14 protein-coding genes are annotated in these 18,994 nt (G+C 71.4%); 6 read left to right on the top strand and 8 right to left on the bottom strand.

Annotated elements, in window-relative coordinates; all coding sequences use genetic code 11:
* Positions 1-65 precede the first annotated feature (65 nt).
* The 3 genes from dxs to ACWD02_RS18255 all read left to right on the top strand — a co-directional run bounded on the left by dxs (position 66) and on the right by ACWD02_RS18255 (position 5,211).
* Positions 66-2,000 carry a 1-deoxy-D-xylulose-5-phosphate synthase gene (dxs, locus tag ACWD02_RS18245; protein WP_451211304.1) on the top strand — a complete coding sequence of 645 codons (1,935 nt, stop codon included), beginning with the start codon at positions 66-68 and terminating at the stop codon, positions 1,998-2,000.
* Positions 2,001-2,146: 146 nt separating this feature from the next.
* Positions 2,147-3,649, top strand: coding sequence for an amino acid permease (locus ACWD02_RS18250; RefSeq protein WP_451211307.1), 1,503 nt, complete (start codon positions 2,147-2,149; stop codon positions 3,647-3,649).
* A gap of 83 nt (positions 3,650-3,732) precedes the next feature.
* Positions 3,733-5,211 carry an ArnT family glycosyltransferase gene (locus ACWD02_RS18255; protein ID WP_451211310.1) on the top strand — a complete coding sequence of 493 codons (1,479 nt, stop codon included), beginning with the start codon at positions 3,733-3,735 and terminating at the stop codon, positions 5,209-5,211.
* 27 nt (positions 5,212-5,238) lie between these two features.
* Here the strand turns inward: ACWD02_RS18255 and ACWD02_RS18260 are convergent, their stop codons facing one another.
* On the bottom strand, positions 5,239-5,610 hold the full coding sequence (locus tag ACWD02_RS18260) for an NTP pyrophosphohydrolase (RefSeq protein WP_451211312.1): 372 nt from the start codon (positions 5,608-5,610) through the stop codon (positions 5,239-5,241).
* Between the two features lie 79 nt (positions 5,611-5,689).
* Between ACWD02_RS18260 and ACWD02_RS18265 the strand changes: the two genes are divergently transcribed.
* On the top strand, positions 5,690-6,811 hold the full coding sequence (locus ACWD02_RS18265) for a hypothetical protein (protein ID WP_451211315.1): 1,122 nt from the start codon (positions 5,690-5,692) through the stop codon (positions 6,809-6,811).
* Positions 6,812-6,885: 74 nt separating this feature from the next.
* Here the strand turns inward: ACWD02_RS18265 and ACWD02_RS18270 are convergent, their stop codons facing one another.
* The 5 genes from ACWD02_RS18270 to ACWD02_RS18290 form a co-directional block, all read right to left on the bottom strand.
* Positions 6,886-9,027, bottom strand: coding sequence for a 3-hydroxyacyl-CoA dehydrogenase NAD-binding domain-containing protein (locus ACWD02_RS18270; RefSeq protein ID WP_451211318.1), 2,142 nt, complete (start codon positions 9,025-9,027; stop codon positions 6,886-6,888).
* Positions 9,024-10,250 (bottom strand): thiolase family protein, encoded by a 1,227-nt coding sequence (locus tag ACWD02_RS18275; RefSeq protein WP_451211320.1) that lies wholly within the window; start codon positions 10,248-10,250, stop codon positions 9,024-9,026. Before ACWD02_RS18275 ends, ACWD02_RS18270 begins: the two co-directional genes overlap by 4 nt.
* Positions 10,251-10,742: 492 nt before the next feature.
* Positions 10,743-12,026: an HRDC domain-containing protein gene (locus tag ACWD02_RS18280; protein WP_451211323.1), complete on the bottom strand. Its 1,284-nt coding sequence runs from the start codon at positions 12,024-12,026 to the stop codon at positions 10,743-10,745.
* Positions 12,027-12,104: 78 nt separating this feature from the next.
* Positions 12,105-12,767: a response regulator transcription factor gene (locus tag ACWD02_RS18285; RefSeq protein ID WP_160507754.1), complete on the bottom strand. Its 663-nt coding sequence runs from the start codon at positions 12,765-12,767 to the stop codon at positions 12,105-12,107.
* 290 nt (positions 12,768-13,057) lie between these two features.
* Positions 13,058-13,726, bottom strand: a complete 669-nt coding sequence (locus ACWD02_RS18290) for a DUF3000 domain-containing protein (RefSeq protein ID WP_451211326.1) — start codon at positions 13,724-13,726, stop codon at positions 13,058-13,060.
* Positions 13,727-13,847: 121 nt separating this feature from the next.
* Between ACWD02_RS18290 and hemE the strand changes: the two genes are divergently transcribed.
* A complete protein-coding gene (gene hemE / locus ACWD02_RS18295) occupies positions 13,848-14,918 on the top strand; it encodes a uroporphyrinogen decarboxylase (protein WP_451211329.1) in 1,071 nt (356 codons plus the stop codon).
* Between the two features lie 97 nt (positions 14,919-15,015).
* Here hemE and ACWD02_RS18300 read toward each other — a convergent pair whose 3' ends face one another.
* Positions 15,016-16,398, bottom strand: coding sequence for an FAD-dependent oxidoreductase (locus ACWD02_RS18300; protein ID WP_451211331.1), 1,383 nt, complete (start codon positions 16,396-16,398; stop codon positions 15,016-15,018).
* A 37-nt stretch (positions 16,399-16,435) separates the two neighbouring features.
* A complete protein-coding gene (locus tag ACWD02_RS18305; RefSeq protein ID WP_451211334.1) occupies positions 16,436-17,398 on the bottom strand; it encodes a DUF4349 domain-containing protein in 963 nt (320 codons plus the stop codon).
* A gap of 140 nt (positions 17,399-17,538) precedes the next feature.
* On the opposite strand from ACWD02_RS18305, the gene hemG reads away from it, so the two are divergent.
* Entirely contained in the window at positions 17,539-18,990 is a 1,452-nt protein-coding gene (gene hemG, locus ACWD02_RS18310; RefSeq protein WP_451211337.1) for a protoporphyrinogen oxidase, read from the top strand.
* Positions 18,991-18,994 lie beyond the last annotated feature (4 nt).

The following is an 18,994-nucleotide window of genomic DNA, read 5'->3' on the forward strand; positions in this document are numbered from 1 at the left end:
TAGACTCAACAAGCCCGGCAACATTCCGGTCAACGCTCGAACAGCTCTACTGCAAGGAGGCACGGGTGCCGCTGCTGACCCGCATCAGGGGACCGCGCGATCTGGACCGGCTCAGCCCGGAGGAGCTGAACCAGCTGGCCGGCGAGATCCGCGCCTTCCTCGTCGACGCAGTGTCCAAGACAGGCGGCCACCTCGGCCCCAACCTCGGCGTGGTCGAGCTCACGATCGCCATGCACCGCGTCTTCGACTCCCCGCAGGACAAGGTGCTCTTCGACACCGGCCACCAGAGCTACGTGCACAAGCTGCTCACCGGCCGCCAGGACTTCGGCAAGCTGCGCACCAAGGGCGGCATCTCCGGCTACCCCTCGCGCGCCGAGTCCGACCACGACGTGATCGAGAACTCGCACGCCTCGACGGTCCTCGGCTGGGCCGACGGCCTCGCCAAGGCCAACGAGGTGCGGGGCAAGGACGACCACGTCGTCGCCGTCATCGGTGACGGCGCGCTCACCGGCGGCATGGCCTGGGAGGCGCTGAACAACATCGCCGCCGCCAAGGACCGCCCCCTGGTGATCGTCGTCAACGACAACGAGCGTTCGTACGCCCCGACCATCGGCGGCCTCGCGAACCACCTGGCGACCCTGCGCACCACCGACGGCTACGAACGCTTCCTGGCCCGCGGCAAGGACCTCCTGGAGCGCACCCCGGTCGTCGGCCGGCCCCTGTACGAGACGCTGCACGGCGCGAAGAAGGGCCTCAAGGACTTCATCGCCCCGCAGGGCATGTTCGAGGACCTCGGCCTGAAGTACGTCGGCCCCATCGACGGCCACGACATCGAGGCCCTGGAGTCCGCCCTGGTGCGCGCCAAGCGCTTCGGCGGCCCCGTCATCGTGCACTGCATCACCGAGAAGGGCCGCGGCTACAAGCCCGCCGAGGAGGACGACGCCGACCACTTCCACGGCATCGGCCCGATCCACCCCGACACGGGCCTGCCGATCGCCGCGGGCGGCATGGACTGGACGTCCGTCTTCGGCGAGGAGATGGTCAAGCTCGGCCACGAGCGCGAGGACATCGTCGCGATCACCGCCGCCATGCTCCAGCCGGTCGGTCTGAAGAAGTTCGCCGAGCAGTTCCCCGACCGGGTCTACGACGTCGGCATCGCCGAGCAGCACGCCGCGGTGAGCGCCGCGGGCCTGGCCACCGGCGGCCTGCACCCCGTCTTCGCGGTGTACGCGACGTTCCTCAACCGCGCCTTCGACCAGCTCCTGATGGACGTGGCCCTGCACAAGTGCGGCGTCACCTTCGTCCTGGACCGGGCGGGCGTCACCGGCACGGACGGCGCCTCGCACAACGGCATGTGGGACATGTCGATCCTGCAGTGCGTGCCGACCCTGCGCATCGCGGCCCCGCGCGACGCCGACCAGGTCCGCCTCCAGCTGCGCGAGGCCGTCGAGGTCGACGACGCCCCGACCGTCGTGCGCTACTCCAAGGGCGCGGTCGGCCCGGCGGTCAAGGCCGTCGGCAAGGTCGGCGGCATGGACGTCCTGCGCAAGGCGGGCACCAACCGCCCCGACGTGCTGCTCGTCTCCGTGGGCGCGCTCGCGCCGATGTGCCTGGAGATCGCCGACCTCCTGAACAAGCAGGGCATCACGACGACGGTCGTCGACCCCCGCTGGGTCAAGCCCGTCGACGAGGCGCTCGCCCCGCTCGCCGAGAAGCACCGCGTCGTCGTCACCGTCGAGGACAACTCCCGGGCGGGCGGCGTCGGTTCGGCCGTCTCGCAGGCCCTGCGCGACGCGGGCGTCGACGTACCGCTGCGTGACTTCGGCATCCCGCCGCGCTTCCTGGACCACGCCTCGCGCAAGGAGGTCATGGCCGAGATCGGTCTGACCGCCCCGGACATCTCCCGTCAGGTGACCGGCCTGGTCGCCAAGCTGGACGGAAAGTTCGAGCGCACGGCCGCCGTCGACTCCGTCGAAGCCGGTGAGCCCGCGCGCGACTGACGTCAACGAGCACCGCCGATGGGCCGGTTCCGACACCCTGTACGGGTGGTGGAACCGGCCCATTCGCGTGAATAGGCTCGCGCCACGGCCTGCGGGGTACTCGCCCTCTCGATCATGTCGAGGACGACAAGCGTGGAGGTACGTCCGTGGCAAGCAGCCTTTTCAGAACGAAGAGCATCGAGCAGTCCATCCAGGACACCGAGGAGCCGGAGCACGCGCTCAAGAAGTCGCTGTCCGCCCTTGATCTCACGGTCTTCGGCGTCGGCGTCGTCATCGGCACCGGCATCTTCGTGCTGACCGGAGCGGTGGCCAAGGAGACAGCGGGGCCCGCCACCGCGATCGCCTTCGCCGTCGCCGGTGTCGTCTGCGCCCTCGCGGCGCTCTGCTACGCGGAGTTCGCCTCCACCGTGCCGGTGGCCGGATCGGCGTACACCTTCTCGTACGCCTCGCTCGGTGAGCTGCCCGCCTGGACCATCGGCTGGGACCTGGTCCTGGAATTCGCCCTCGGCACGGCGGTGGTCGCCGTCGGCTGGTCCGGCTATGTGCGCTCGCTGATGGACAACGCGGGCTGGAAGCTGCCCGACGCGCTCAGCGGGCCCGATGCCGCCGACGGCTTCAGCTTCGACATCCTCGCCACCGCGCTGGTCCTTGTCCTCACGGTCGTCCTCGTCCTCGGCATGAAGCTGTCCGCGCGGGTCACCACCGTGATCGTCGCCATCAAGGTGGCCGTCGTCCTCATCGTCATCATCGCGGGCGCCTTCTTCATCGACGCGGACAACTACAAGCCCTTCATCCCGAAGGCGGAGGCGGTGACCGCGGGCAACAGCATCGATTCCCCGCTCATCCAGTTGATGTTCGGCTACGAGCCCACCAACTTCGGCATCCTCGGCATCTTCACGGCCGCCTCCATCGTCTTCTTCGCCTTCATCGGCTTCGACATCGTGGCGACCGCGGCCGAGGAGACCAAGATGCCCCAGCGGGACATGCCGCGCGGCATCCTCGGGTCACTCCTCATCTGCACCGTCCTGTACGTCGCCGTGTCGATCGTCGTCACGGGCATGCAGCATTACAGCGAACTGTCCGTGGACGCCCCGCTCGCCGACGCCTTCAAGGCCACCGGGCATCCCTTCTACGGCGGCGTGATCAGCTTCGGCGCCGCCGTCGGCCTCACCACCGTCTGCATGATCCTGCTGCTCGGCCAGACCCGCGTCTTCTTCGCGATGAGCCGTGACGGACTGCTGCCCCGGTTCTTCTCCCACGTCCACCCGAAGTACCACACGCCGCACCGCCCGACCATCCTGCTCGGTGTCCTCATCGCGATCCTCGCGGGCTTCACCAGCCTCGACGAACTCGCCGAACTGGTGAACATCGGCACCCTCTTCGCCTTCGTCGTGGTCGCCCTGAGCGTCATCATCCTGCGCCGCACCCGCCCCGACCTGCCCCGCGCCTTCCGCACCCCGCTGGTGCCGCTGGTGCCCATCCTCTCGGTGGCGGCCTCGGTGTGGCTGATGCTGAACCTGCCCGCCGAGACCTGGCTGCGGTTCGGCGTCTGGATGCTGCTCGGCTTCGTCGTGTACTTCGTGTACGGGCGCTCGCACAGCCGGCTCGGTCAGCAGGGCAAGCAGCAGCCGACCGGTGACGTCCGGTAATCGCATCGGTCACTTCCGGTCAATCGCCCGGCCCCGTATGTCCCGATCCGATGGGAACTGCGGGGCCGGATAGCGTGCACCTCATGCTCGCCGAGCCCTCCGCATCACCACGCTCCGTACACGGGCCGAGGCTGCCGCGCCCGCGCACGGAGCAGGCCTTCGCGCCGTACTGGCCGCGTCTGCTGCCGCTCCTCGCCGCACTGGCCTGCGTCACCCGTGTCCCGTCCTTCCGGTGGCCGCTGTGGAGCCCGGACGAGGGCTATCTCGCCGTCCAGGCAAGGATGTTGGCCGACGGGGGCGAGCTCTACGAAACGGTCGTCGACCGCAAGCCGCCGCTCGTCCCCTGGCTGTACGAGGCGGCGTTCGCGCTCTTCGGCGACGCGACGCTGCTCCCGCTGAAGGTGCTCGCGGTCGCGGCCCAGCTCCTGACCGCCGTCCTCCTGGTCTGCGTCGCGAGGCGCCGCTGGGGCGACGGCGCGGGCCGTACGGCGGGCGTGCTCTATCTCCTCGTCTCGGTCGGCCTGAACCCCGAGGACGTCCAGGCGGCCACCTTCGAGGTCTTCATGCTGCCGTGTACCGCGGCCGCCCTCTGGTGCGCCGACCGGCGCCGCTGGGGCGCGGCGGGCGCCGCGGTGGCCTGTGCGTTCCTGGTCAAGCAGACCGGGGGAGCGGTCCTGGTGCCGGTGGTGTGGCTGCTGTGGCAGGCGGGCGGTGCCCGAAGGGACGTACTGCGCCTGGGGGCCGGCCTGTGCGGGCCGGTCCTCGCGGTGGCCGCGGTCACGGATCCCGCGGGGTTCCTGTTCTGGACGGTGACGGGGTCGGGCGCGTACGCATCCTTCACCGGCTCCGAACTTCACGTGCTCTTCCGCGGGTTGACCAACGCGGCGATCCTCGCGGCGGCCTGCGTCGGCATCATCCCGCCCGTCGTACGGGTCCTGCGCATCGCCCGCACCGGCTCGACGGAGCTGTGGCTCTGGCTCGCCTCATCGGCGGGAGCCGTCCTCGTCGGCTTCCACTTCTTCGGCCACTACTACCTGCAACTGACCCCGCCCCTCGCCCTGTTGGGCGCCGCAGCGCTGCAGATCCTGCCCCGCGAGCGCACCCTGACGGCGGTCTCGGTCACGGCAGGGGCGTGCGCGCTGTTCCTGACCTGGGGGATGCTGGCGCCGCGCCCCGAACTGGCGCACGCCACGCGCCTCGCGGAGAGCGTCCGGGCGCTGACGTCACCGCAGGACAAGGTGCTGTTCTGGGGGATACACCCGGAGGCGTACTGGCTCGCCGACCGCCCTCCCGCGAGCCGCTACCTCACGGCGGGGCTGCTCACCAACTACAGCGGGGGCAGGAACGGGCCGCAGGTGGGCGAGAGGTACGCGGTCGAGGGCTCCTGGAAGGTCTTCCGCCGGGAACTGGCGGAGCACCCACCGGCGGTCGTCGTCGACGACTCCAGGGGCAAGCCGTTCGCCCCGGAGCGGCTGCCGTCACTGCGGCGGGTCCTCGCCGTCGGATACGAGCCGGTGGCGAAGGTGGGGGGAGCGGTGGTGTACGCCCGTGCCGAGCGCTGAGGCGGGCGCGGGGCGGCGGGGGAGAGGTCAGTCGTCGCGCACCGTTCGCGGGCCCACCGACCGTGCCCCGCACTCGCCCACCCTGCGGCGCAGCTCGCGGTCGGCCGTGACGACCACGCACGGGCGGCCCTCGGCCTCGGCGGCCAGTTCCACGATGCGGTCGTCGCCGCTGCCGGGTGCGGGAACCACCCGTACGCCCTCGACGGACTCGACACCCCGGGCGGCGCCCTCGACCACGAGCACGACCTCCAGCGGCCCCGGATGCCCCGCGATGCCCTCGTCGGCGTACGCGACGAGCCTGTCCCGCAGCCGCTCGGCGGCCCCGTGCCGGTCGCGCCACCAGCCGTCGGGCACCGAGCCCACGACGTTGGCGGCGTCCACGACAAGGAGAGTTCTCATGGCGCCACCCTGGCACACCGGCAACTTAGACTGATCGAGCCGGAGAAACGCACGCCCACAGGAAGGTCCGCGCCGAGTCATGCCGCAGAGGTCCGCCCCCAGGCCCGAGCGGGAATCATCCCGCCCGACGGCCGCCGCCGCCGGCCACGTGGCGAGCGGCACCCTCGCGACCGCCCGCTGGCTGCTGCGCGGCAAGGACGGCAGGCTCACCGCCTACGCCCGCTCGGCGGACGGCCTGCTGCGCTGGACGGAGTCCCGCCCCGGCGGCCCCGACTGGACGGGCCCCGACCTCTTCGAGACACCGCACCTGACCCACCTGACGCTGGCCCAAGGCGCCGACGGGTACGTCCATTTCGTCGCCCTGCGCAAGCTGCCCAAGGACGGCGGCGGCACGGAGGTCGACGTCGTGCACGCCGTCCAGTACCAGTCGGGCCGCCCGCTCATGGACTGGCGCTCGCTCGGCAACCCGCACACCAAGATGGTCGAGCGCGCCCCCCACCTCGGCGCCCCGACCGCCGCGGTGGACGCCTCCGGCACGGTCCACGTCTTCGTGCGCGACGCGGTGAACAGCGTCCGGCTGCGGCGCGAGGGCAAGGGCGGCAAGTGGGAGGGCTGGAAGGACTTCAAGGTCCGCGAGGTCCTGGACGGCATCACGGCGCTCGCCACCTCCACCGGCCGGGTGGAGGTCTTCGGCCCGGCCGAGAACAAGACGCTGCACTGGACCCAGGAGAAGCAGGGCGCCGAGTTCCAGCGCACCGACGACATCCCGCTGCCCCCGGCACCCGGCTCGGGCACGGCCCTGGAGACGGCCCCGGACCGCCTGACGTACTACGCCACCGACGTCCGCGGCAGGGGCGTCCTCGCCCACCGCTCCGACGCCGAGGACGCGCGCGTGCTCGGCGGCGCCCCGGACACGGGCCACACGGCCGCCCTCCGCGCGACGATAGAGGGCCACGACTGCACGGTCCTCGCCCACCGGGGCGCGGACGGCCGCCCGGTCATCGCGGCCTACCCCACGCAGGACGAGAAGGCGGGCGCCTGGTGGGCCGCCACCGGCGAACCCTGCCTGGGCTCCCCGGCGTTGGCGCTGGACGCGCGGGACCGCGTGGTGATGGCGACCATCGGCCTCGACGGCACGCTGCGGCTCGCGCGGCAGAAGGCGGAGTCGGGGCTCGCGCTCGACGCGTGGACGCGCGTGTAGCCGAACGACCGCAGAAACGGGCGATGCCCGGCCGCCCGAGCAGGACGGCCGGGCATCGCCCGTACGCGGAGGTGTTACGCGGGAACGCTGGCCACGCCCGGCGCCAGGAACCGCTTGCCGGTGACGCGCTCGCTGACACCCTCACGGTCCAGGTACGGCGTGATGCCGCCCAGGTGGAAGGGCCAGCCGGCGCCGGTGATCAGGCAGAGGTCGATGTCCTGCGCCTCGGCGACGACACCCTCGTCGAGCATGAGGCCGATCTCCTGCGCCACGGCGTCGAGCACACGGTCGCGGGTCTGCTCCTCGGTCAGGACGGTGTCGCCCTGCTTGAGGAGAGCGGCGACCTCGGGGTCCAGCTCCGGCTTGCCGGAGTCGTAGACGTAGAAGCCGCGCTTGCCGGCCTTGACGACCGCCGCGAGGTTCGGGGAGACCGTGAAGCGCTCCGGGAAGGCGCGGTTCAGGGTCTCGGACACGTGCAGACCGATGGCGGGCCCGACCAGCTCAAGCAGCACCAGCGGCGACATCGGCAGACCGAGCGGCTCGACGGCCTTCTCGGCGACGGCGACCGGGGTGCCCTCGTCGATGACGTTCTGGATCTCGCCCATGAAGCGGGTGAGGATGCGGTTCACGACGAACGCCGGGGCGTCCTTCACCAGGACCGCGGTCTTCTTCAGCTTCTTGGCGACACCGAAGGCCGTGGCCAGCGAGGCGTCGTCCGTCTGCTCGCCGCGCACGATCTCCAGGAGCGGCAGGATCGCGACGGGGTTGAAGAAGTGGAAGCCGACGACCCGCTCGGGGTGCTTCAGCTTCGACGCCATCTCGGTGACCGAGAGCGAGGAGGTGTTGGTGGCGAAGATGGCGTGCGCCGGAGCGACCGCCTCGACCTCCGCGAACACCTGCTGCTTGACGCCGATCTCCTCGAAGACGGCCTCGATGATGAAGTCGGCGTCGGAGAAGCCCTCGGCCTTGTCGAGCACGCCGGAGACGAGCCCCTTCAGACGGTTCGCCTTGTCCTGGTTGACGCGGCCCTTGAGGAGGAGCTTGTCGATCTCCTCGTGGACGTAGCCGACGCCCTTGTCGACGCGCGCCTGGTCGATGTCGGTCAGCACGACCGGCACCTCGAGGCGGCGCAGGAACAGCAGCGCGAGCTGCGAGGCCATCAGACCGGCGCCGACGACGCCGACCTTGGTGACCGGGCGCGCCAGGTTCTTGTCCGGGGCACCCGCCGGGCGCTTGGCGCGCTTCTGGACGAGGTTGAACGCGTAGATGCCGCTGCGCAGTTCGCCGCCCATGATGAGGTCGGCGAGCGCCTTGTCCTCGGCGTCGAAGCCCTTCTGCAGGTCACCGTCCTTGGCGGCCTCGATGATCTCCAGGGCGCGGTAGGCGGCCGGGGCGGCGCCGTGCACCTTGGAGTCCGCGATGCCACGGCCACGCGCCACAGCGGCGTCCCAGGCCTCGCCACGGTCGATCTCGGGGCGGTCCACCGTGAGCGAGCCGTTGAGGACGGAGGCCGTCCAGATCAGCGACTGCTCGAGGAAGTCCGCGCCATCGAAGAGCGCGTCGGCGATGCCGAGCTCGAAGACCTGCTTGCCCTTGAGCTGGCGGTTCTGGTTCAGCGAGTTCTCGATGATGACCGAGACCGCGCGGTCCGCGCCGATCAGGTTCGGGAGCAGCGCGCAGCCGCCCCAGCCCGGTACGAGACCGAGGAAGACCTCGGGCAGCGAGAAGGCCGGGAGCGCCTTGGAGACGGTGCGGTACGAGCAGTGCAGACCGACCTCGACGCCACCGCCCATGGCGGCGCCGTTGTAGTACGCGAAGGTCGGCACGGCGAGGCCGGAGAGCCGCTTGAAGACCTCGTGGCCGCCCTTGCCGATGGCGAGTGCGTCCTCGTGGCGCTTGAGGATCTCGACGCCCTTGAGGTCGGCGCCGACGGCGAAGATGAACGGCTTGCCGGTGACACCGACACCGACGATCGTGCCCTCGGCCGCCTCCTTCTCGACCTGGTCGATCGCGGTGTTCAGGTTCGCGAGCGAGCCCGGACCGAAGGTGGTCGGCTTGGTGTGGTCGAAGCCGTTGTCGAGCGTGATGAGCGCGAAGCGTCCGGCGCCCGCGGGCAGGTCGAGGTGGCGTACGTGCGCCTGCGTGACGACCTCGTCCGGGAACAGCTCGGCCGCGCCCTTCAGAAGCTCCGTGGTGGAGCTGGTGGAGCTGCTCACTTGTCGCCTCCGGCGTCCTTGTGGTTCGGGTTCTCCCAGATGACCGTGGCGCCCATGCCGAAGCCGACGCACATCGTGGTCAGGCCGTAGCGGACGTCCGGCTGCTCCTCGAACTGCCGCGCCAGCTGCGTCATCAGACGCACGCCGGAGGAGGCGAGGGGGTGGCCGTACGCGATGGCGCCGCCGTACTGGTTCACGCGCGCGTCGTCGTCCGCGATGCCGTAGTGCTCCAGGAAGGCGAGCACCTGCACGGCGAAGGCCTCATTGATCTCGAAGAGACCGATGTCGGAGATGGAAAGGCCCGCCTGGGCGAGCGCCTTCTCCGTGGCCGGGATGGGGCCGTAGCCCATGACCTCGGGCTCGACACCCGCGAAGGAGTACGACACGAGCCGCATCTTGACCGGCAGGTCGTTCTCGCGGGCGAAGTCCTCGGAGGCGATGATCGACGCCGTGGCGCCGTCGTTCAGGCCCGCGGCGTTGCCGGCGGTGACGCGACCGTGCGTACGGAACGGCGTCTTGAGCGTGGAGAGGCTCTCCAGGGTCGTGCCCGGACGCATCGGCTCGTCGGCGGTGGCGAGGCCCCAGCCGGTCTCACCGGCCTCCTCGTTCGTGCGGCGTACGGAGACGGGCACCAGGTCCTGCTGGATCTTGCCGTTGGCGTACGCCTTGGCGGCCTTCTCCTGCGAGCGCACCGCGTACTCGTCCGCGCGCTGCTTGGTGATCGTGGGGTAGCGGTCGTGCAGGTTCTCGGCGGTCATGCCCATGAAGAGGGCGGACTCGTCGACGAGCTTCTCGCTCACGAACCGCGGGTTCGGGTCGACGCCCTCGCCCATGGGGTGGCGGCCCATGTGCTCGACGCCACCGGCGATGACGGCGTCGTACGCGCCGAACGCGATGGAGCCGGCGGTGGCCGTGACGGCGGTGAGCGCGCCCGCACACATGCGGTCGATCGAGTAACCGGGCACGGACTGGGGCAGGCCCGCCAGGATGCCGGCGGTGCGGCCCAGCGTCAGACCCTGGTCGCCGATCTGCGTGGTCGCGGCGATGGCGACCTCGTCGATCTTGGCGGGGTCGAGGGCCGGGTTGCGGCGAAGGAGCTCCCGGATGGCCTTCACGATCAGGTCATCCGCACGGGTCTCGTGGTAGATGCCCTTCGGGCCCGCCTTGCCGAACGGGGTGCGGACGCCATCAACGAAGACGACGTCCCTGACGGTACGAGGCACGATGGCTCTCCTCCAGGGTGCGGGTGCGCCTGCCGGCGCGCTTCCGGGTTCCATGCTACTTGTCGGTAACTATGCTGCCCAGTCCCGGCTCGGGGAGGCGAAGGTCACACTTGCCCTGCGGGCCCGCTTGGTGGTGCCTGTTCGCCGCTTCGCGGCGGATGCTCCCCACCCACCCGCCCGTTCACCCGGCATCCGCCTGGAACCGTTCCGGGCGTGGGCGAGGGGCTCCCCTCGGGCCGGTGGTGGCACCCCTGTCCCGCCGCTTCGCGGCGGATGCTCCCCACCCACCCGCCCGTTCACCCGGCATCCGCCTGTTCCGTGTCGGGCCTGGGTGAGGGGCTCCTCGCGGCCGGTGGTGCCCGCTTCCCTCCCGCCCCACCGCGCCCCCGACGCGAACCACCCACCCGCTCGCCCCGGCACTGCGGGGAAACGGGTGGGTGGGTGGGAGTGAGCCGCCGCGGAGCGGCGAGGGTGTTCGCGGGGGGCCGGTCGTCAGGCCGAGGTTGCGGTTTGGGTGAGGGCGGTGACCAAGGCCGGGGTCACGTGGGTGATCTGCCACTGCCGCGCCCCGTGCGAGGCCAGCGCCGCGGCCACGGAATCCGCGTCCACCTGACCCGGCGGCTCCCAGCAGACCCTTCGTACCGTGTCCGGAGTGATCAGGTTCTCCTGGGGCATGTTCAGCTCCTCCGCCAGGGAGGAGACAGCCGCACGCGCCGCGGAGAGGCGGGCCGCGGCGGCCGGGTCGCGGTCCGCCCAGGAGCGGGGCGGCGGCGGCCCGGAGACGGTCTGTCCGGGCTGCGGAAGCTCGGAGTCGGGCAGGGCTCTGGCCCGGTCCACGGCGGCTTGCCACTGCTCCAGCTGACGGCGCCCCATGCGGTGCCCGAAGCCGGTGAGCGCGGAGAGCGCGTGCACGTTGGGCGGCAGCCCCAGCGCCGCCTCCACGATCGCGCCGTCACTGAGCACCTTGCCGGGCGACACGTCACGCCGCTGGGCCACCTTGTCGCGAGCGGTCCACAGCTCCCGTACGACCGCCATCTGGCGACGGCGACGCACCTTGTGCATGCCGGACGTACGCCGCCAGGGGTCGACGCGGGGCGGCGGAGGCGGCGCGGAGGAGATCGCGTCGAACTCCTCGCGGGCCCACTCCAGCTTGCCCTGCCGGTCGAGCTCCTTCTCCAGCGCGTCCCGCAGGTCCACGAGCAGCTCGACGTCCAGTGCCGCGTAGCGAAGCCAGGGGTCGGGCAGCGGGCGCGTCGACCAGTCGACCGCCGAGTGGCCCTTCTCCAGGACGAAGCCGAGCACACCCTCGACCATCGCGCCGAGGCCGACCCGGGGGAATCCCGCGAGGCGCCCCGCGAGCTCCGTGTCGAAGATGCTGGTGGGGATCATGCCTATTTCACGGAGGCAGGGGAGATCCTGCGTGGCCGCGTGGAGGACCCACTCGGCTCCGGAGATCGCCTCGCCGAGCCCCGACAGGTCGGGGCAGGCGACGGGGTCGATCAGGGTGCTGCCCGCGCCTTCACGGCGCAACTGCACGAGGTAGGCACGCTGGCCGTACCGATAGCCGGACGCGCGTTCGGCGTCCACGGCCACGGGGCCACTGCCGGCCGCGAACGCGGCGATCACCTCTGCGAGGGCGGTCTCGTCGGCGACCACCGGGGGGATGCCATCACGCGGCTCGTCCAAAGGGATCGGCGCCGTTTCGACGTCGTCCGGAGGGCCGCCTCCGGTGGTTCGCAGTGAGCTGTCTGCTGCGGTCTCTTGGGCGTCGGTCACCTGTCAAGGGTATCTGTGTATGCACAGCGCCCGTCGACGGAACGTTCCGTCGACGGGCGCGCGAGGGGTGTAAATGAGTCAGTGGATGATTCCGGTGCGCAGGGCCACCGCCACCATCCCGGCGCGGTCACCCGTGCCGAGCTTGCGCGCGATGCGGGCGAGGTGGCTCTTCACGGTCAGGGCGGAGAGCCCCATCGAGACACCGATGGCCTTGTTCGACTGACCCTCCGCGACGAGGCGGAGAACCTCCACCTCACGGCCGGACAGCTCTCGGTAGCCACCGGGGTGGCTGGGTGCGCCCGGCGGGCGGCGGTGCATTCGGGCGGCGGCCGAGCCGATGGGCGCGGCGCCGGGGCGGGTGGGGAGACCGACGTTGTTGCGGGTGCCGGTGACGACGTAGCCCTTGACGCCGCCCGCGAGGGCGTTGCGTACGGCACCGATGTCATCGGCGGCGGAGAGGGCGAGGCCGTTCGGCCAGCCCGCCGCGCGGGTTTCCGATAGGAGCGTCAGGCCGGAGCCGTCGGGGAGGTGGACGTCTGCGACGCAGATGTCACGGGGGTTGCCGATGCGGGGACGAGCCTCCGCGATCGACGAGGCCTCGATCACGTCGCGTACACCGAGGGCCCACAGGTGGCGGGTGACGGTGGAGCGGACGCGCGGGTCGGCCACGACGACCATGGCGGTCGGCTTGTTCGGGCGGTAGGCGACCAGGCTTGCGGGCTGCTCGAGGAGAACGGACACCAGGCCTCCTGGGGTGCGGGACTGAACCGGCTCGGGGATGAAGCCGGGACGAACCGTGCTTTCAAGGTCACCAACCTCTTCGGCATCAAACCCGTCCGCCTTTAGAGAATGATCACGATTTGGTGAGTAACAATTCGGGCGATTCGGACATGCGCTCGATCATCCGAAGATCAACCCGAATCGCAGTCGTTCAGAATCGCTCATCCGCGTGATCGTCCAGTGTCCGTCCAGTGCCCGTTCGGGTCCGTTCGGTGTCGTTCGAACGCATCCCGCCGCCCGGCACGGCGCCCTCACGGCGTCTGCGGCCCCCGCCGCTGGGGCAGCGACACCACCGAGCCGTCGCCGCCGTGCCCCTGGTTCACCGGCGGCAGCCCCGCGATCTGGCAGAGCAGATCGCACCACGCCGCGAGATGCGCCGCCGTGTCCGGCACCCCGCCGTGCCCTTCGCGCGGCGTCCACGACGCCCGGATCTCGATCTGCGACGCGGGCGGCCGCTCGGCGAGCCCGCCGAAGTAGTGCGAGCCCGCACGCGTGACGGTGCCGCTCGGTTCCCCGCAGGCCAGACCGCGCGCCTGCAGCGCGCCCGTCAGCCAGGACCAGCAGACCTCGGGGAGCAGCGGATCCGCCGCCATCTCCGGTTCCAGCTCCGCGCGGACGAGCGTGACGAGGCGGAAGGTGCCCTGCCAGGCGTCGTGCCCCGCCGGATCGTGCAGCAGGACGAGCCGTCCGTCCGCCAGATCCTCGTCGCCTTCGACCACCGCCGCCTCCAGGGCGTACGCATGCGGGGCGAGGCGCTGAGGCGGCCGCGTCGGGTCGATCTCGATCTCGGGCCGAAGCCGTGCCCCCCGCAGCGCGTCGACCGCCGCGCGAAAGGGCAACGGAGCCGAATCCGCCACCTTCCCCTCCGTACTTTCCATCTCGCCAGCGCCGTCCGACCGTTGTCCCTGAGCCGCAGCCATGCGGGGAAGATTAAGGGGAACGGCGGCTTCGCGCAGGGAGAGACACCCGTGAGAGGGGCCCCGGTCAAGCCAGGGTGTCCCTCCGGGCAGGGGGCGTGCGGGCCCGTGCGAGACTTTCCGCGTGAGTGCCAACAGCAGCAGCCCCGCGGGCCAGCAGAACGCAGCGACGTACGACTCAGCCTTCATGAAGGCCTGCAGGCGCGAGCCCGTGCCGCACACGCCGGTCTGGTTCATGCGGCAGGCGGGGCGCTCACTTCCCGAGTACCGCAAGGTGCGCGAGGGCACGGCCATGCTGGAGTCCTGCATGATGCCGGAGCTGGTCACCGAGATCACGCTGCAGCCGGTGCGCAGGCACAAGGTCGACGCCGCGATCTACTTCAGCGACATCGTCGTGCCCCTCAAGGCCATCGGCATCGACCTGGACATCAAGCCGGGCATCGGCCCGGTCGTCGCGAACCCCATCCGCTCGCGCGCCGACCTCGCCCAGCTGCGGGATCTGACGCCGGACGACGTGAGTTACGTGACCGAGGCGATGGGCATGCTGACGGCCGAGCTGGGGTCGACCCCGCTCATCGGATTCGCCGGAGCGCCTTTCACTCTCGCGAGTTACCTGGTCGAGGGTGGTCCGAGCCGTAACCACGAGAACACGAAGGCGCTCATGTACGGCGACCCGCAGCTGTGGGCCGACCTGCTCGACCGGCTCGCGGAGATCACCGGCGCCTTCCTCAAGGTGCAGATCGAGGCGGGCGCGAGCGCCGTGCAGCTCTTCGACTCGTGGGTGGGCGCGCTGGCCCCCGCCGACTACCGCCGCTCCGTGATGCCCGCGTCGCAGAAGGTCTTCGACGCCGTGGCCTCGTACGGCGTCCCGCGCATCCACTTCGGTGTCGGCACGGGCGAGCTGCTCGGTCTGATGGGCGAGGCGGGCGCCGACGTGATGGGCGTCGACTGGCGTGTGCCGATGGACGAGGCCGTGCGGCGGGTCGGTCCCGGCAAGGCGCTGCAGGGGAATCTCGACCCGGCGGTCCTCTTCTCCACGCGTGAGGCGATCGAGGCCAAGACGGACGAGGTCCTGGACGCCGCGGCGGGGCTCGAGGGCCACATCTTCAACCTCGGCCACGGCGTCCTGCCGACCACGGACCCCGACGCCCTGACGCGGCTCGTGGAGCATGTCCACACGCGGACCACACGCTGACGAAGTCGTTTCGTAGTTGGCTGAAAATCTCGCCTGAATGTGATGGGTGAGGAGGGGAAAGGGGCGTGTCCGCGGTGCGGACCCGCCCCTCGCGGCCCTAGCCCGCCGCCCGCACCGCCGCGACCGCCTTGCGTGCCGCCACCAGGACCGGGTCCCACACCGGTGAGAACGGCGGTGCGTAGCCGAGGTCGAGTGCCGTCATCTGGTCCACCGTCATCCGGGCCGTCAGGGCCACGGCGGCGATGTCGACGCGCTTGGCCGCGCCCTCACGGCCGACGATCTGGACGCCGAGCAGCCGTCCCGAGAGGCGCTCGGCGAGCATCTTGACGGTCATCACGGCCGCCCCGGGGTAGTAGCCCGCGCGGCTCGTCGACTCGATGGTCACCGTCACGTACTTCAGCCCTGCCGCCCGCGCCTCCCTCTCGCGCAGACCGGTGCGGGCGATCTCCAGGTCGCAGACCTTGCTGACGGCCGTGCCGACGACACCGGGGAACGTCGCGTAACTGCCGCCCACGTTCGAGCCGATGACCTGGCCGTGCTTGTTGGCGTGCGTGCCGAGCGCGATGTGGCGCTCGCGGCCCGAGACCAGGTCGAGGACCTCGACGCAGTCTCCGCCCGCCCAGATGTTCTCGTGGCCCCGCACCCGCATCGCGAGATCCGTGAGCAGCCCGCCGTACTCACCGAGCGGCAGACCCGCCGCGCGGGCGAGCTCCGTCTCGGGGCGCACGCCGATGCCGAGCACCACCACGTCCGCCGGGTACTCGGCGTCCTCGGTGGCCACCGCCCTGACCCGGCCGTCGTCACCGGTCAGGATCTTGGTGACCTCCGCGCCGTTCACCATCTCGATGCCCATGCCGGACATCGCGTCATGGACGAGGCGGCCCATGTCCGGGTCGAGCGTCGACATCGGTTCCGCGCCGCGGTTGACGACCGTGACCTGGTACCGGCGCTGGATCAGGGCCTCGGCCATCTCGACGCCGATGTAGCCGGCGCCGATGACGACCGCCCTGCGGCCCGGCGTGCGGGCCAGCGTGTCCAGGAGCGCCTGGCCGTCGTCCAGGGTCTGTACGCCGTGCACGCCGGGGGCGTCGATGCCGGGCAGGGCCGGGCGGACCGGCCGGGCACCGGTGCCGATCACGAGCTTGTCGTACGCCGTCCAGGCCTCCGCGCCGGACTCCAGGTCCCGTGTGCGGACCCGGCCGCCCTCGACGTCGATCTCCATGACCTCCGTACGCATCCGCAGGTCGATGTCGCGGGCCCGGTGCTCCTCGGGCGTACGCGCGATCAGCTCGTCCCGCGAAGGGACGTCGCCGCCGACCCAGTAGGGGATGCCGCAGGCCGAGTACGAGGTGAAGTGGCCGCGTTCGAACGCGACGATCTCCAGCTCGTCCGGCCCCTTGAGCCTGCGTGCCTGCGACGCGGCGGACATCCCCGCCGCGTCGCCCCCGATGATCACCAGTCGTTCTTTCGCGCTCCTCATACGGACACGCTACGACCCGGCGGCAGTTGGCGGGCCGCTAGTCGTCGTCGCCCTCCCGCTCCGGGACCGCGGGAGCCGTCGCCGCAGCGGGCCGCCGCGCAAGCCTCGGCCGCACCAGGCGCTGCCACAGCAGGAACAGCAGGGCCGCCACCGCCACGAACGGCAGGATCGCGCCGAGGGCGACCGCCACCCACCGCAGCATCGTCACGAAGGCACTCCAGCCGCCGGACAGCGCGTCCACGAACGTCGGGTCGTCATCGGCGGCGTCCGCCTTCTTCACCGCCGTCTCGCTGAGCGAGAGCGTGATCGTGGACATGCTCGTACGGTCCTTGAGCGAGGACTGCTGGGCGAGCAGCGCCTCCAGTTCGGACTGCCGGGAGCTCAACTCCCCTTCCAGGGTGACCACGTCGCTCAGCTTCGTCGCCTTGTCCATCAGCTCCCGCACCCGCGCGACGCTCGCCCGCTGCGACTTGACGCGGCTCTCGACGTCGACGACCTGATCGGTCACGTCCTGCGCCTTGGCCTTGCGCTCGATCAGCTTGCCGGTTCCTTCGAGCGACGTCAGGACCTCGTCGTACCGGTCCTGCGGGACGCGCAGGACGACGCGGGAGCGCTCGTGGCCCCGGCCGTCGCGGTCCGTGGTCTCGTCGCCCACGACGCCGCCCGCGTCGACGGCCACCGCGCGCGCCTCGTCCAGGGCCTTGGGCACGTCCTTGACGCGGACGGTCAGGGTGGCGGTGCGGATGATGTGCGTGCCGGTGAGCTCGGGCGGCTTCTTCTTGCCGGACTTGTCCGCCTGGCCGCCGCCCACCCCCTTGGAATCCCGGTTGCCGGCCGCGTCGGCCCCCTCCTGGGCGGCGCTGCCCGCCGCCTTGTCGCTGTCGCCGCCGGAGTCGCCGCCCGCGGTACAGCCGGTGAGTGCGAGGGCGACGGCCAGGAGGAGGGCCGAGAGCGCCTGGACCGTGCGGTGCCTTGACGTGCTTTCACTGGACGCGTGCATCTCGACGTACCCCCGAGGGTCGTGGTGACTGATGCTCCTTTGACGCCGGAGAGGGGCAGAACGGTGGTTGCCGACCGGTCCCGATGGGGTCACGGTCGGGACTCGCGCGACGCGTGGAGCACGACTCGTAGAGTGGAGGCATGCGCGAAACGGACACACGTACGGGCCATGTCGTAGTCATCGGCGGCGGGATCGCCGGCCTTGCCGCCGCCCACCGATTGCTCGATACCGGCGCCCGCGTGACCGTCCTGGAGGCCTCGGACAGGCTCGGCGGCAAGCTGCTTCCCGGCGAGATCGAGGGCGTGCGCGTCGACCTCGGCGCCGAGTCGATGCTGGCCCGCCGCCCCGAGGCCGTCGCCCTGGCCCGCGAGGTGGGCCTCGCCGACCGGCTGCAGCCGCCCGCCACGGCGACCGCCGCGATCTGGACCCGCGGTGCCCTGCGGCCGATGCCCAAGGGCCACGTCATGGGCGTGCCAGGCGACGCGTCGGCCCTCTCCGGAGTGCTCTCCGACGAAGGCCTTCAGCGCATCGAGCGGGACCGTGACCTGCCGCCCACCGAGGCCGGGGACGACGTCGCGGTCGGTGAGTACGTGGCCGCGCGCCTCGGCCGCGAGGTCGTCGACCGCCTCGTGGAGCCGCTGCTCGGCGGGGTGTACGCGGGTGACGCGTACCGCATCTCGATGCGCTCGGCCGTCCCGCAGCTCTTCGAGGCCGCCCGCACGCACGCCTCGCTCACCGAGGGCGTCCGCGCCATCCAGGCCCGCGCCGCCAAGAACCAGCAGACCGGGCCCGTCTTCATGGGCATCGAGGGCGGCGTCGGCCAACTACCGCTCGCCGTCGCGGAGTCGGTACGCGCGCGGGGCGGAGACATCCGCACCGGGACGCCGGTCACCGAGCTGCGGCGCACCCCGGAGGGCTGGCAGGTGAGCACCGAGGAGTACACCATCGACGCCGGTGCCGTGGTCGTCGCCGTGCCCGCGTACGCCGCCGCCGCGCTGCTCGGCGTCGAGGCGCCCGCCGCCGCGGCCGAGCTCGCAGGAGTCGAGTACGCCTCCATGGCCCTGATGACCCTCGCCTACCGCCGCAGCGAGATCGACCTCCCCGAAGGCAGCGGTTTTCTCGTGCCGCCCGTCGACGGGCACACCATCAAGGCGTCCACCTTCGCGTCACGCAAGTGGGGCTGGATCGCCGAGGAAGACCCTGACCTGCTGGTGCTGCGCACGTCGGTGGGGCGCTATGGCGAAACGCAGATACTGAAGCGCGAGGACGCCGAGCTGATCGAGCTCTCCCGGCACGACCTGCGCGCGGCCACCGGCCTGGACGCCGAGCCCGTCGCCACCCGTGTCACCCGCTGGCACGACGGCCTGCCGCAGTACCCCGTCGGCCACCACGCGCGCGTGGCCCGCGTCCGCGAGCACGTGAGCAAGCTGCCCGGCCTCGCCGTGTGCGGAGCGGCGTACGACGGAGTGGGCATCCCCGCGTGCATCGCGAGTGCGTACGCCGCCGTCGATCAGCTGGGCGGTGACCTGGCCGGTGTGCAGGAGCTCACCGCCAACCCGGTGCAGAGTCTGCACGGCGGCGGAGGAGAATAGGGCC

Source organism: Streptomyces sp. NPDC002853, from assembly GCF_053591915.1.

Bases quoted from the DNA above. Each gene is read 5' to 3' on its own strand.
- hemG (WP_451211337.1), top strand. From the start codon at position 17,539: ATGCGCGAAACGGACACACGTACGGGCCATGTCGTAGTCATCGGCGGC.
- ACWD02_RS18290 (WP_451211326.1), bottom strand. From the start codon at position 13,726: ATGGCTGCGGCTCAGGGACAACGGTCGGACGGCGCTGGCGAGATGGAA.
- ACWD02_RS18300 (WP_451211331.1), bottom strand. From the start codon at position 16,398: ATGAGGAGCGCGAAAGAACGACTGGTGATCATCGGGGGCGACGCGGCG.
- ACWD02_RS18260 (WP_451211312.1), bottom strand. From the start codon at position 5,610: ATGAGAACTCTCCTTGTCGTGGACGCCGCCAACGTCGTGGGCTCGGTG.
- ACWD02_RS18305 (WP_451211334.1), bottom strand. From the start codon at position 17,398: ATGCACGCGTCCAGTGAAAGCACGTCAAGGCACCGCACGGTCCAGGCG.
- ACWD02_RS18265 (WP_451211315.1), top strand. From the start codon at position 5,690: ATGCCGCAGAGGTCCGCCCCCAGGCCCGAGCGGGAATCATCCCGCCCG.
- ACWD02_RS18255 (WP_451211310.1), top strand. From the start codon at position 3,733: ATGCTCGCCGAGCCCTCCGCATCACCACGCTCCGTACACGGGCCGAGG.